Genomic DNA, 13605 nt, shown 5'->3' with positions numbered 1-13605 from the left:
CGTCGCTGCGAGGCGAGGGTCGCCACCATCGGGGGAGGGGGGTGATGGTGGGACGGAAGCTATTTTATGAGCGACGCGTTCAAGTATCTAATATATATTTAGAACGATATTTATATGGAATCCATATATGTTCGACTTCCGCCAATTGCGCTACTTCATCGCGGTCGCCGAAGAGTTGAGCTTCACCCGCGCGGCGATCCGCCTGCACATTTCCCAACCACCGCTGTCCCAGCAGATCCAGGCGCTGGAACGGGATCTGGGCGTGTCCCTGTTGGAGCGCAGCAAACGCAAGGTCGCCCTCACCGAGTCCGGACAGGTCTTCCTGGAGCAAGCACGCCAGATCATGGCCCAGGCCGAACAGGCGCGCAGCCGCGCCAAGGCGGTCGCGGCCGGCCACAGCGGCCAGCTGCGGCTGGCCTACACGCTGTCGGTGTCGTTCCATCCCGCCCTGCCACGCACCTTGCTGCGCCATCGCCAGGCGGCTCCCGAGGTCGACATCCAGTTGTGCGAGATGTACACCGAGCCGCAATTCGCCGCCCTGCTGGCCAACGAGATCGATGTCGGCTTCGTGCGCGACCTGCCCCGCCACCTACAGGACTCGCGCCAGCTGCAGCTGCGTGTGCTCGATCGCGAGCCCCTGCTGCTCGCCCTGCCCTCGAACCATCCACTGGCCACACGCGACGCGTTGCGCATGGCCGAAGTAGTCAACGAGGCCTTCGTCTCGCAACCCCGCGAACTGGCCGCCACCTTGCACGACCGGCTCACGACCCTGGCCGGTGCGGCCGGCTTCCAGCCCCGCATCGTGCAGCAGACCCAGCAGATCAACGGCCTGCTCGCCCTGGTCGCCGCCGGCGTGGGACTCGCGCTGGTACCGGCGACGATGCGGGCGGTACAACTGGCCGGGGTCAGCTACGTGCCGCTGGCCGATGAGGCAGCCCACCTGCTGCTGGCCGTGGCCAGCCGCGCCGGCGATCCTTCGCCGGTACTGGCGCAATTCCTCGCCACGGTGGAAGCGTCCGCGGCCGCCCACGGCGGCTGACCGGCCGACTTGTAGTTGGCTATTCAGCAGGTTATACTCGCGCGCTGCGTTTTTCCGTTTGGTATCAGGAGCTGGCCGTGAAGGTGCTTAACTCGTTGAAGTCCGCCAAGGCGCGGCACCGCGACTGCAAGATCGTGCGCCGTCGTGGCAAGGTGTTCGTGATCTGCAAGAGCAACCCGCGTTTCAAGGCCCGTCAGCGCTGATTGCAGTGCGGACGCGTCGATGAAAAAGGCCGCCTGCGCGGCCTTTTTTGTGCCTGTTGTCCAGCCTGCCAGACGGCAGGCAATCAGCCTCGCGAACTTGCCGGTCGACGGTACGATAACCAGAACAAGACGGCGGACCAGCCCAGCGAGACCCAGTAATCGCTAGGCGCCGGCCCCCACCAATGAATATGCCAGGGGATGTAGCGCGGCGCGAAATGCATCACGCCGTAGGCCGGGTTCAGCACGAACCACAGGAAATCCTCGGCGATCCAGAACAGCATGATGCAAGCGAATACGCGGGCCTCCGCACGCCAGCTCCATCTACCGGTGAAGATCAGCGGAAAGTGGAAGAACAAGGCCATGCACGGGAACAGCCAGGCGTGGTAACCCGTCATCGGCCGGCCACCCCAGAAGATGTCGAGCAGCCAATGGTGCTGGATGCGCCAGGTCGGCAGGTTGGCGGCCCAGCCGGCGGCGCCTTCGATCTGGATTTCGACGTTGGCGAAGAAAAACGCCAGCAGCAGCACCCAGCCCACCGTCATCAACAGGACCGCGGGACGCACCGACACCAGCTCCGCGCCATCACCGCGCACGCGCGCCCCTGTGGGATGCCGCATGCTCAGGCATCCACCGCTGCGACGGTGAGATCGGCGCAGCCAAGTTCGGCCTGCACCGTTTCCAGTACGCGCCGCGCCGCCTGCGGCCGTCCGAGCCGGCGCGCACACTCGCGCATCCTTGCCAGCCGATCCGGTTCGGCCAGCAGCTGGCGCACCTTGTACTCCAGCGAGACCTGGTCGATCGCCTTCCATGCGGCGCCCTGCTCCAGCACGTAGTCTGCGTTGCGCTCCTCCTGGCCGGGGATGGGCGCATACACCACCATGGGAATCCCCATTGCCAGGCACTCGGAGGTCGTCAGGCCGCCGGGCTTGGTGACCACCAGGTCGGTACAGGCCATCAGTTGCGCGACTTCGTTGGTGAAGCCGAACGGGAACAGCCGCTTGGGATGTTCTGCGGCGTGGACCTTGAGCCGTGCGAGCGCCGCCTCGTTGCGCCCGGCCAGCACCAGCAACTGGAAGTCGTGCTCCAGGCGCATCAGCCCGGCGGCCACTTCATCGAGCTTGCCGACACCGGCACCGCCGCCCATCAACATGATGGTGCGCTTGCCGGGATCGAGCCCGAAGCGCGCCGCGCAGGCCTGCCTGTCCTGCGGCACGGTGAACGACGGCATGACGGGAATGCCGGTGGTATGCGCGCGCGCGGCGTCGATGCGGTTGGCCCGCATGCGGAACGCGATCTCGTCGCTGGCGGCGAAGTACCCCGTCATGCATGGAATCACCCACATGCCGTGCAGGTCGAAATCGGTGACCTGCACCCAGACCGGCACCTTCATCCGCTCGCGCCGTATCTCGCGCATCAGGATCTCGGCGGGAAGGAAATGGGTGCAGACGATGGCGTCCGGCGCGAACGCCTCGATCGCCTTGCGCAGGTCCCCCGTGCCGAGCCGTTCGATGGCTCGCCGCAGTTTCTGCATCGGCCCGTCCGGATCGGCCTCGGAACTGCGCTGGTACAGCACACCCCACAACGTGGGGTAGCTGTTCACCAAGGTGATGTAGAAGTCGGTGTAGACCTTGCGGAAGGTGGATGGCACGTAGTCCATCGCATCCAGGTGCAAGGTCTCCAGCTGCGGAAACTCCGCCTCGGCGGTGAGACGCAGGGCCTCGGCGGCACGGACGTGCCCGGCACCGGCGGAGACGCTGAGAAACAGTATCTTCTGCTTGGGCATGTGGCGATCCGTAGTCAGGCACCCGCACCGCTGTAACCGCAGGCTGTCCGTCGATCAGTACGACGGACAGTCTCGCATCAGATCATGAATAACGCACGCCGGTGATCTCGTAGCGCTTCACGCCGTTCGGTGCGTTGAACTCGAAGCTGTCGCCTTCGCTTTTGCCGATCAGGGCGCGCGCAATCGGCGAGGACACCGCGATCAGGCCTTGCTTGATATCGGCCTCGAGGTCGCCCACGATCTGGTAGGTCACCTCGGCGCCGCTGTCCTCGTCCGCCAGGTCCACCACGGCGCCGAACACCACCTTGCTGCCGGGGGTGAGCCGCGACACGTCGATCACCTGGGCGGTGGAAAGCAGCGCCTCCAGCTGGGCGATGCGCCCCTCGATGAAGCTCTGCAGCTCGCGCGCGGCGTGGTACTCGGCGTTTTCCTTGAGATCGCCATGCGCGCGAGCCTCGGCGATAGCCGCAATGATGCGCGGGCGCTCCTCCGACTTCAGGCGATCCAGCTCGGTCCGCAGGCGTTCCGAGCCGACCTTGGTGATGGGGGCACGCGCGCTCATGCGTTCAGCTCCTTGTGCAGTTCCTGCAGGCTGTGCACGTCCTCGCTACCGTGGAAATCCAGCGAATGGACCAGCGCACGCGCGCCCGCGACGGTGGTGGAATAGGTGACGCGCTGCTGCAGCGCCTCGCGCCGGATCGAGAACGAGTCGGCGATCGCCTGCTTGCCTTCGGTGGTGTTGACGATATAGACGATCTCGCCGTTCTTGATCAGATCGACGATGTGCGGACGGCCTTCGATCACCTTGTTGATGCGCTCGCAGGTCACGCCGTGCTCGGCCAGGTACCTGGCCGTGCCTTCGGTGGCGACCAGGCTGAAGCCCTTCTCCAGCACTTCGCGCGCCACCGGCAACAGGCGATCCTTGTCGGCGTCGCGCACCGACACGAACACCTTGCCCTTCGGCGGCGTCTTGATGCCGGCGGCATCGTGGCCGCGTGCGAAGGCGGCGCCGAAGCTGCGGCCGACGCCCATCACCTCGCCGGTGGAGCGCATCTCGGGGCCGAGGATCGGGTCTACGTTCTGGAACTTCAGGAACGGGAAGATCGCTTCCTTCACCGAGTAGTAGCTCGGGATCACTTCCCTGGTCGTGCCCTGGTCGATCAGCGAACGGCCGGCCATCGCGCGCGCGGCGATCTTGGCAAGCGGTACGCCGGTGGCCTTGGACACGAACGGCACCGTGCGCGAGGCGCGCGGATTCACTTCGAGGATGAACACCGTGTCGCCCTGGATCGCGAACTGGGTGTTCATCAGGCCGACCACCTTCAGCTCCTTCGCCATCAGCGCCACCTGACGGCGCAGCTCGTCCTGGACGGACGCCGACAGCGAATACGGTGGCAGCGAGCAGGACGAATCGCCCGAATGCACGCCGGCCTCCTCGATGTGTTCCATGATGCCGCCGACCAGCACGTTGCCCTCGGTGTCGGCGATGATGTCCACATCCACCTCGACCGCATGGTCAAGGAAGCGGTCCAGCAGCACCGGTGAATCGTTCGACACCTGCACCGCTTCGCGGATGTAGCGCGAGAGATCCGCGTCGTCGTACACCACTTCCATCGCGCGGCCGCCCAGCACGTAGCTCGGACGCACCACCAGCGGATAGCCGATCTCGCGCGCCAGCGCCAGCGCCTCGTCGGCATTGCGTGCGGTGCGGTTCGGCGGCTGGGTCAGGCCCAGCTTGGTGATCATCTTCTGGAAGCGCTCGCGGTCCTCGGCGAGGTCGATCGAATCCGGCGAGGTGCCGATGACCGGCGCGCCGGCGGCTTCCAGCGCACGCGCCAGCTTCAGCGGGGTCTGGCCGCCGTACTGCACGATCACGCCCTTGGGCTTTTCGAGGTCGACGATCTCCAGCACGTCTTCCAGGGTCAGCGGCTCGAAGTACAGGCGGTCGGAGGTGTCGTAGTCCGTCGACACGGTTTCCGGGTTGCAGTTGACCATGATGGTCTCGAACCCGTCCTCGCGCAGCGCCAGCGCCGCGTGCACGCAGCAGTAGTCGAACTCGATGCCCTGGCCGATACGGTTCGGCCCGCCGCCCAGCACGATGATCTTGTCGCGATCGGTCGGGTTGGCCTCGCACTCTTCCTCGTAGGTCGAGTACATGTAGGCGGTGGTGGTGGCGAATTCGGCCGCGCAGGAATCCACCCGCTTGTACACCGGGCGCACGCCCAGCGTGCGGCGCAGGTGGCGCACGGCAGCTTCGTCGGTGCCGGTCAGCTCGGCCAGGCGCGCATCGGAGAAGCCCATGCGCTTGAGTTCGCGCAGGCGCGGGCCGTCGAGCGCGGTGAGGCCTTGCGACTTCACTTCCGCCTCGGTCAGCACGATGTCCTCGAACGCGGCGAGGAACCAGGGATCGACGCGGCTGAGCTTGTACACCTCGTCCAGCGTGAGGCCGGCGCGGAAGGCGTCGGCAAGATGGAACACACGATCGGGACGCGGTTCGCGCAGCTCGCGCTTGAGCGTGGCCAGGCCCGTCTCGGTGCTGATATCCAGCCCGGTCGGATTCAGGCCGGTCTTGCCGATCTCCAGTCCGCGCAGCGCCTTCTGCAGCGATTCGTGGAAGGTGCGGCCCATCGCCATCACCTCGCCCACCGACTTCATCTGGGTGGTGAGGCGCGCGTCGGCCGCCGGGAACTTCTCGAACGCAAACCGGGGAATCTTGGTGACCACGTAGTCGATGGTCGGCTCGAACGAGGCCGGGGTCAGGCCGCCGGTGATGTCGTTCTTGAGTTCATCGAGCGTGTAGCCCACAGCCAGCTTGGCCGCGATCTTGGCGATCGGGAAGCCGGTGGCCTTGGAGGCCAGCGCCGAAGAGCGCGACACGCGCGGATTCATCTCGATCACCACCACGCGGCCGTCCTCGGCATTGATGCCGAACTGCACGTTGGAACCGCCGGTATCCACGCCGATCTTGCGCAGCACCGCGATCGAGGCATCGCGCAGGCGCTGGTATTCCTTGTCGGTGAGGGTCTGCGCCGGCGCGACGGTGATCGAGTCGCCGGTGTGCACGCCCATCGGATCGAGGTTTTCGATCGAGCAGACGATGATGCAGTTGTCCGCCTTGTCGCGGACCACTTCCATCTCGAATTCCTTCCAGCCCAGCACCGATTCCTCGACCAGGATTTCATGCACGGGCGAGAGATCGAGGCCGCGCTTGGCGATCTCCTCGAACTCTTCCTTGTTGTAGGCGATGCCGCCGCCCGACCCACCCAGCGTGAAGCTTGGGCGGATGATGGTCGGGAAGCCGACCTTGGTCTGGATCTCCAGCGCCTGCTCGAAGGTCTTGGCGACTTCGGCCTTGGGGCACTCCAGCCCGATGTCCTTCATGGCGATGCGGAACAGCTCGCGGTCTTCCGCCATGCGAATGGCTTCGCGCGAAGCGCCGATCAGCTCGACGTTGTACTTCTCGAGCACGCCGTTGTCGGCGAGGTCGAGCGCGCAGTTGAGGCCGGTCTGGCCGCCCATGGTGGGCAGCACGGCGTCCGGGCGCTCCTTCGCGATGATGCGCTCCACCGTCTGCCAGTTGATCGGCTCGATGTAGACGGCGTCGGCCGTCTCCGGGTCGGTCATGATCGTGGCGGGGTTGGAGTTCACCAGGATGACGCGGTAGCCCTCTTCCTTCAGCGCCTTGCAGGCTTGCGCGCCGGAGTAGTCGAACTCGCAGGCCTGGCCGATGACGATCGGGCCGGCGCCGATGATGAGGATGCTCTTGATGTCGGTACGCTTGGCCATCTCAGCGGGCCTCCTGCATCAGCTTGGCGAAACGGTCGAAGAGATAGCCGATGTCGTGCGGTCCGGGACTCGCTTCCGGGTGGCCTTGGAAGCAGAACGCCGGGCGGTCGGTGAGCGCGAAGCCCTGCAGCGAACCGTCGAACAGCGACTGGTGGGTGACCCGCACGTTTGCCGGCAGCGTGGTCGGATCGACCGCGAAGCCATGGTTCTGCGACGTGATCAGCACACGGCCATCGTCCAAGTCCTTCACCGGATGGTTGGCGCCGTGGTGGCCGAACTTCATCTTCAGCGTCTTCGCGCCCAGCGCCAGGCCCATGATCTGGTGGCCGAGGCAGATGCCGAACAGCGGGATCTTCGCCGCGAGGAACTGCTTGGTGGCTTCGACCGCGTAGTCGCAGGCTGCCGGGTCGCCGGGTCCGTTGGACAGGAACAAGCCATCCGGCTTCATTGCGAGCACTTCGGCGGCCGGCGTCTGTGCCGGTACCACGGTGATGTCGCAGCCTTGCTCGGCCAGCAGCCGCAGGATGTTCTGCTTCGCGCCGTAGTCGTAGGCCACGACCTTGAAGTGCCGGGCCGGCTGATTGAAGGCTGTGCGGTCGAGGTCGTAGACGCCCTCGTTCCAGCTGTACGGCTTGGTCACGCTGACCACCTTGGCCAGATCCATGCCGTTCAGGCCCGGGAACGCGCGAGCCTTGGCCAGCGCCGCCTCGGCGTCGATGGCCTCGCCGGCCACCAGGCAGCCGTTCAGAGCGCCCTTGTCGCGCAGGATGCAGGTCAGCCGGCGGGTATCGATGCCGGCGATGGCGACGATGCCGTGGCGCTTGAGGTAGTCAGGCAGGCTCTCGGTGCTGCGCCAGTTGCTGGCCCGGCGCGGTACGTCGCGCACGATCAGGCCGGCGGCGTGGACCGCGGTGGACTCGGCATCCTCGGCGTTGCAGCCGGTGTTGCCGATGTGCGGGTAAGTCAGGGTGACAATCTGCCGGGAATACGAGGGATCGGTGAGGATCTCCTGGTAACCGGTCATGGCGGTGTTGAAAACCACCTCGCCGACGGTTTCGCCGGTAGCGCCCACAGCGTGGCCGTGGAATACGCTGCCGTCTTCGAGGGCAAGCAGAGCGGGGATAGACATGGGAACCGCCTTTCGGGTGCAGCAAGGTCCGCAAGCCGCACGAGGCAGGCTTGAGAACCTTGGAAGGGAGGGCATTCGGGCGGGTGGCAATGATAGGCGCCGCGACGCTTGCTGTCCACTTCGATCGAGGCAAAAAACGCCCACTCGTCAGCTTTCGTATCGCCCCACGGCGCTACACTGGAGCCATGTTTCCAAGGGAATGAAGCCCAGCATGAGTCCGGACGCCCTGCTCGATCCCGCCCGTCTCGAACGTCCGGACACCTTGGTGCGGCAAGCACCATTCCCGTTCATGGTCGCCCACGGCCAATTGCCCGACGAGGCGCGCGGCGACCTGGACCGCGACTTTCCGCGCTATCCCAGCGCAGGCTTCTTTCCCTGGGACCCGGCCGACTGCGGACCTTCGGTCAATGCCCTGGTCGAACAGCTCACCGCACCGGCCTTCGCGGGCCTGATCGGCCAACGGTTGGGTATCGCCGACCTCGGCCAGTACCCCACCCTGGTGACGCTGTGCCGGCTGCTGAACAGGCGCCACGGCACCATCCACACCGACAGCAAATCCAAGGTGGCCACCGCCCTGCTCTACCTCAATCCGCAGTGGCCCGACACCAGCGACGGCTGCCTGCGCTTCCTCGAAAAGATCGACGACATCGACGCCACGGTGGCACCCGAGCTGCCGCCGCTGTACGGCGAGTTCGCGGTGTTCAAGCGCTGCGACAACTCCTTCCACGGCCATCTGCCCTACGAGGGCGAGCGTCGGGTGATCCAGGTAGCGTGGCTCACCAGCGAAGAGGAAAAACTGCGCAAGACCAAGCGCGGCAAGTTCTCCCGGCTGTTCAAGAAACTGTTCGGCAAGTTGGACACGCGCTACGGCGCCAGCCGCGACCGCAACGCGGCGCATCCGGACTGAACTTCCCCATTCCCGGCCACCTGCTTTAGCATCCGGAAATCCAGGTCAACGCAACCGAGGGGAATGCGTGCCTCTGCTCTTTTTCCTGTCCATCGCGCTGCAGGTGGTGTGCGCCGTGCATGTCATCCGCACCGGCCGACCGCTCTACTGGATCGTGCTCATCATCATCGGCTCTTACCTGGCCATCGCCGTGTACGCCCTGGTAGCCATCCTGCCCGACCTGCGCAACGATCCACGCGGGCGTAAAGTCGCCAGCAAGGCCATCTCAGTCATCGATCCGCAACGACGTCGCCGTGAATTGCAGGGCCGGATTCAATTGAGCAACACGGTGGAAAACCGCCGCCACCTCGCCGAAGAATGCCTTCAATCCGGCGATTACGCCAACGCACTGGAACTCTTCGACGGCCTGCTCAGTGGCATGTATGCCACCTCGCCGGATTTCATGCTCGGCAAGGCCCAGGCGCAAGCAGGACTTGGCGATTTTGCTGGTACGCGCCAAACGCTGGACGAGCTGATCGCCGCCAATCCGAACTTTCGCTCCACCGACGGCCACCTGCTCTATGCACGCAGCCTCGAGGCCCTCGGCGAAACGGACCGGGCGCTCGATGAGTACCAGGTCCTGGCTGACAGCTATCCCGGCGAAGAAGGCCGCCTCCGCTACGCCGTGCTGCTCGCGCGTCAACAGCGGCATGCCGAGGCACGCGAGGTACTGACCAGCCTGCTCGCGCGTGCCAAGTTGATGCCCGGCTATTACCGCCGCAAGGAAAAAGAGTGGCTAAAGGCCGCGCAGGCCGAGCTTGCCCGCCTGCCGCAAGGCTGACCAGCAGCGGCAGGCGAGGCGGAACCTGCTCAGCCTGCCGTGAAGTGCCAAGCCGCGAACGCCGCGAACACGCCGTACAGCAGGCCGACCGGCAGCAGCCAGCGCGCATCCACGCGACCGCGCCGGAACAGCCACCACAGGTAGACGATGGCGGCCGCGGTGAGCACGCCGGAGACGAGCAGCGGTGCATCGAACAGCCAGGGCGTGGCGAAGATCGCCAGTGCGCTGGGGATGGTCGCCTGGATCATCATCGCGCCCGAGATGTTGGCCAGTGCCAGCCGCTCCTTGCCCTGGCGCACCCAGATCAACGCATTGAGCGTCTCCGGCAATTCGGTAGCCACCGGACTCAGCACCAGCGCCACCAGGTGCGGCGGCAGCGCAAAGGCCTCACCGATCGCCTCCAGCTGCCCCACGAACACCCGCGAGGCCACGGCGATCACCGCGAGCGCGGCCGTCGTTTGTGCCAACACCCAGCGCATGGCGGGCTCGGCCTGCCGCGGGCACAGCTTGAGCGGTTCCAGCGTTTCCTCTTCCGGCGCACTGTCGCCGCTGCGCACTTCGCGCCACACGTACAGCGCGTAGGCAAGCAGGAACAGCACGCCCAGCCACGGCTTTAGCGCGAATGCCACCAGGCCGAGCCCCACCTTGACCGCAAAGATCGCGAGGAACCACGACTGGTCGCGCGCCAGCCTCTGGTGGTCGACCCGCACCAGCCGGTCGGCACGCTGCAAGCGGCGGCGGTTGTACCAGAGCGCGATGCCAACCACCGCGTAGGCAACGGTGGCCAGTACCAGCGGCCCACCCATCGCGGCACCCACGCCGATGTCGCGCGCCGCCGGGTTCTTGCCGAAGATCACCGCCACGAACGTCACAGCGCTCTCTGGCAAGGCCGTACCGAATGCCGCCAGCACCGTGCCCGTGGCGGTCGCGCCCAGCCTGAGCTTCTGGCCCAGCCACTCGATGCCATTGACGAAGTATTCGCAGGCGAGATAAATCGCGCCGGCCGAGATGAGGAACAAGCAGGAGGTCAGCAACATGGCATGCACGGGGCCGGGCGAACAGGACGACCGATGGCGCAACGGCACTGCTCGCCCGGCCGGGTGAGGTGTCGCTGGCCAAAGGTCTCGCCGGGCAAGGCGCCGCAGTGTCGCGGCGCCTGCTGTTCGCACCATGGCGTCAGAAACGACGACCAAGTCTGTTGATGCGAACGCCTCTGGGGACGAGGCTGGCTACTCCCCAATGACAAGCTGGCGATGCTAGCGGCCGCCATTCGTCGTGGCAAGCCGAACGGGTTCAGCCGGGTGATGCGAGTACGTCTTCCAATCGCCAATGCCCTGCCGCACGTCCGACCAGCCAGTACGCGGCCTGCAATGCGCCGCGCGCGAAGATGGCGCGGTCGGTGGCGCGGTGTCCGAGCTCCAGCCGCTCGCCCGGTCCGATCAGCAGCGCCTGGTGTTCGCCCACAATGTCCCCGCCGCGTACCACCGCGAAGCCGATGCTGCCGGGGACGCGTTCTCCGGTAAGCCCTTCGCGGCTGTAGACCGCCGCGGCGTCCAGCGTGGTGTCGCGCGCTGCCGCGGCGGCTTGCCCCAGCGCCAGCGCGGTGCCTGAAGGCGCATCCTGCTTGCGGCCGTGATGGGCTTCGACAATCTCCAGATCCCAATCCGGCAGCGCGGCAGCGGCTTCGCGCAGCAATCGCGTGAGCAGCGCCACGCCCAGGCTGAAGTTCGCCGCGCGCAGCAAAGCGATATGCGCGCCGGCCGCGTCCAGCCGCGCCTGCAGCGCTGCATCGAGTCCGGTCGTGCCGGTCACCAGGGGGATGCCGTGCGCCAGGCAATGGTCCAGCGCCGCCGCGAGGCCGGCCGGCCCGCTGAAATCGATCATCACGTCGATCGCGGGCGACCGCGACCAATCGTGTGCGTGATGCAGGGCGTGTCCCAGCCACACCGGCTCGCCGTCATGCGACGAACCTTGCGACACCACCGTGTACGCCAGTTCGAAACGGGCGTCTTTGCGCAGCAACGACAGCAGGGCCTGCCCCATGCGGCCGGAAGCGCCATTGATGGCGAGACGGATCGGAGATGTGGTCATGGCAAGCATCCAGGTATGCGGCAGGACAAACCGCGCGAGAGTAGCAGGATGCCGGATGGGCGCCAGCCTGGCGCCCGTGCATGTTCCCGCCGGTTACGAAGTCACCCGCGACCAGAACTGCTTCACGCCGTCGACCCAGTTCTTCGCGCGCGGCATGTGCTCCTCGACCTTGCCGGCGTTGAAGCTGGCTTCGAGCTGTTCCAGCAGCTCGCGCTGCTGTTTGGTGAGGCGCACCGGGGTCTCCACCACCACACGGCAGATCAAATCGCCGGCGCGACCGCTGCGCACGGATTTCACGCCGCGTCCGCGCAAGCGGAAGCTCTGTCCGGTCTGCGTCTCCGGCGGAATGCTGATCGGCACCTCGCCTTCCAGCGTGGGCACCGGCAGTTCCGCGCCCAGCGCCGCCTGCGAGAAGCGGATCGGCACTTCGCAATAAAGATCGTTGCCCTCGCGCTGGAAGATGCGGTGCTCGCGCACATGTACTTCCACGTAAAGATCACCGGCAGGTGCGCCAGCCGGACCGGCCTCGCCCTGGCCGGTGAGGCGGATGCGGTCGCCGTTGTCCACGCCGGCGGGAATCTTCACCGACAGCGTGCGGGTTTCCTCCAGCCGCCCCTCGCCATGGCACTGCTTGCAGGGCTTCTCGATCGTCTGGCCGGCGCCGCCGCAATGCGGGCAGGCCTGCTGGATCGAGAAAATGCCATTCTGCATGCGCACGCGGCCATGGCCATGGCAGGTCTTGCACTGCACGGTCTTGCCGTCGGCCGAGCCGCTGCCATTGCAGTGGTGGCAATTGACCTGGGTGGGAATCTCGATCTTCCTCTCGACGCCGAACACGGCCTCTTCGAGATCAAGCTCCATGAGATAGCGCAGGTCGGCGCCGCGACGCGGCTGACGGCTGCGGCCACCGCCGAAGATATCGCCGAAAATGTCGCCGAAAATATCGCCCATGTCGCCGAAGCCGCCGCCACCACGGCCGCCCATGCCGCCCTCGAAGGCGGCATGACCGTACTGGTCGTACATGCCACGCTTCTGTGCGTCGGAGAGCACTTCGTAGGCCTCCTTGGCCTCCTTGAACTTCTCCTGTGCGTGGGGATCGTCCGGACAGCGGTCCGGGTGGTACTTCATCGCCAGCCGGCGAAAGGACTTCTTCAGCTCGACCTCGGTGACCGTTCGCTCGACACCCAGGATTTCGTAGTAGTCACGCTTGCTCATTGCTTGATCCGCGATTCGATGCGCCGATCAGGAATGAACCAGATCGCTGCCACCGTGGCATAGAAAACACAGGACACCCACGGCGCCACGAAGGCCAGCAGGATGCCCGACAGATACATGGCGGCGGCCAGCCAACCTTTCCAGTCCGCGCCCACCGCCTGGGCCAGCAGCGAAGCCTTGCCACCATTGGCAGCGATCAGGCTGCGCTGGAACGGCTGCCAGGCCAGCGCGCACATCAGCAGCACGAAACCGTACACCGCCACCGGCAGCGGGGCGAACTGGTTCTCGCCCATCCAGCCCGTCGTCACCGGCATCAGCGACAGCCAGAACAGCAGGTGCAGGTTCGCCCACAACGAGGCGCCGTTGACCTTCTGTGCGGCATGCAGGAAGTGATGATGATTGTTCCAGTAGATGCCCACGTAGACAAAGCTCAGGACGTAGCTGAGGAACACCGGCCACTGCGCGGCCAGTACGCTCCAGTCGGCTCCGTGCGGCACCTTCAGCTCCAGCACCATGATGGTGATGATGATGGCCATCACGCCGTCGCTGAAGGCTTCCAGACGCCCCTTGTCCATTGCTTCCCCTACAAACAGGAAAACGAGCGCCGCTCGCGCGACGCCCGTTTCGGGTCA

At 65.8% G+C, this 13605-nt stretch carries 13 protein-coding genes and 1 riboswitch; of the genes, 4 read left to right on the top strand and 9 right to left on the bottom strand.

Features of this window, described 5'->3' with window-relative positions; all coding sequences use genetic code 11:
• Positions 1-127 precede the first annotated feature (127 nt).
• Both ISP14_RS12960 and ykgO read left to right on the top strand, forming a co-directional pair.
• Positions 128-1039 carry a LysR substrate-binding domain-containing protein gene (locus ISP14_RS12960; RefSeq protein ID WP_404540592.1) on the top strand — a complete coding sequence of 304 codons (912 nt, stop codon included), beginning with the start codon at positions 128-130 and terminating at the stop codon, positions 1037-1039.
• A 77-nt stretch (positions 1040-1116) separates the two neighbouring features.
• On the top strand, positions 1117-1242 hold the full coding sequence (gene ykgO, locus ISP14_RS12955) for a type B 50S ribosomal protein L36 (RefSeq protein WP_007080705.1): 126 nt from the start codon (positions 1117-1119) through the stop codon (positions 1240-1242).
• Positions 1243-1325: 83 nt separating this feature from the next.
• Here the strand turns inward: ykgO and ISP14_RS12950 are convergent, their stop codons facing one another.
• The 5 genes from ISP14_RS12950 to carA form a co-directional block, all read right to left on the bottom strand.
• A complete protein-coding gene (locus tag ISP14_RS12950; RefSeq protein WP_404540587.1) occupies positions 1326-1859 on the bottom strand; it encodes a hypothetical protein in 534 nt (177 codons plus the stop codon).
• Between the two features lie 2 nt (positions 1860-1861).
• Complete coding sequence (locus tag ISP14_RS12945) at positions 1862-3025, bottom strand: MGDG synthase family glycosyltransferase (RefSeq protein WP_404540584.1); 1164 nt, start codon at positions 3023-3025, stop codon at positions 1862-1864.
• An 82-nt stretch (positions 3026-3107) separates the two neighbouring features.
• A complete protein-coding gene (greA, locus tag ISP14_RS12940; RefSeq protein ID WP_404540581.1) occupies positions 3108-3587 on the bottom strand; it encodes a transcription elongation factor GreA in 480 nt (159 codons plus the stop codon).
• Entirely contained in the window at positions 3584-6811 is a 3228-nt protein-coding gene (carB, locus tag ISP14_RS12935; protein WP_404540577.1) for a carbamoyl-phosphate synthase large subunit, read from the bottom strand. The genes greA and carB overlap by 4 nt, the downstream gene beginning before the upstream one ends.
• A gap of 1 nt (position 6812) precedes the next feature.
• Complete coding sequence (gene carA / locus ISP14_RS12930) at positions 6813-7940, bottom strand: glutamine-hydrolyzing carbamoyl-phosphate synthase small subunit (protein WP_404540574.1); 1128 nt, start codon at positions 7938-7940, stop codon at positions 6813-6815.
• A gap of 211 nt (positions 7941-8151) precedes the next feature.
• Here carA and ISP14_RS12925 point away from each other — a divergent pair, with 211 nt between their 5' ends.
• On the top strand, positions 8152-8847 hold the full coding sequence (locus ISP14_RS12925) for a 2OG-Fe(II) oxygenase (protein WP_404540570.1): 696 nt from the start codon (positions 8152-8154) through the stop codon (positions 8845-8847).
• 67 nt (positions 8848-8914) lie between these two features.
• Entirely contained in the window at positions 8915-9667 is a 753-nt protein-coding gene (locus ISP14_RS12920; RefSeq protein WP_404540567.1) for a tetratricopeptide repeat protein, read from the top strand.
• 29 nt (positions 9668-9696) lie between these two features.
• Here the strand turns inward: ISP14_RS12920 and ISP14_RS12915 are convergent, their stop codons facing one another.
• The 4 genes from ISP14_RS12915 to ISP14_RS12900 all read right to left on the bottom strand — a co-directional run bounded on the left by ISP14_RS12915 (position 9697) and on the right by ISP14_RS12900 (position 13548).
• Positions 9697-10704, bottom strand: a complete 1008-nt coding sequence (locus ISP14_RS12915; RefSeq protein ID WP_404540564.1) for a sodium:calcium antiporter — start codon at positions 10702-10704, stop codon at positions 9697-9699.
• 19 nt (positions 10705-10723) lie between these two features.
• Positions 10724-10917: riboswitch (yybP-ykoY riboswitch) on the bottom strand.
• Between the two features lie 43 nt (positions 10918-10960).
• Positions 10961-11758: a 4-hydroxy-tetrahydrodipicolinate reductase gene (dapB, locus tag ISP14_RS12910; RefSeq protein WP_404540561.1), complete on the bottom strand. Its 798-nt coding sequence runs from the start codon at positions 11756-11758 to the stop codon at positions 10961-10963.
• Positions 11759-11851: 93 nt separating this feature from the next.
• Positions 11852-12973 (bottom strand): molecular chaperone DnaJ, encoded by a 1122-nt coding sequence (gene dnaJ / locus ISP14_RS12905; protein ID WP_404540559.1) that lies wholly within the window; start codon positions 12971-12973, stop codon positions 11852-11854.
• On the bottom strand, positions 12970-13548 hold the full coding sequence (locus ISP14_RS12900; RefSeq protein ID WP_404540558.1) for a TMEM175 family protein: 579 nt from the start codon (positions 13546-13548) through the stop codon (positions 12970-12972). Before ISP14_RS12900 ends, dnaJ begins: the two co-directional genes overlap by 4 nt.
• Positions 13549-13605: the final 57 nt, after the last annotated feature.

The organism is Dyella agri, from assembly GCF_044904705.1.
GTDB lineage: Bacteria > Pseudomonadota > Gammaproteobacteria > Xanthomonadales > Rhodanobacteraceae > Rhodanobacter_A > Rhodanobacter_A agri.
The sequence above is the reverse complement of the archived record's forward strand: the minus strand, read 5'-3'. Positions and strand labels throughout refer to the sequence as shown.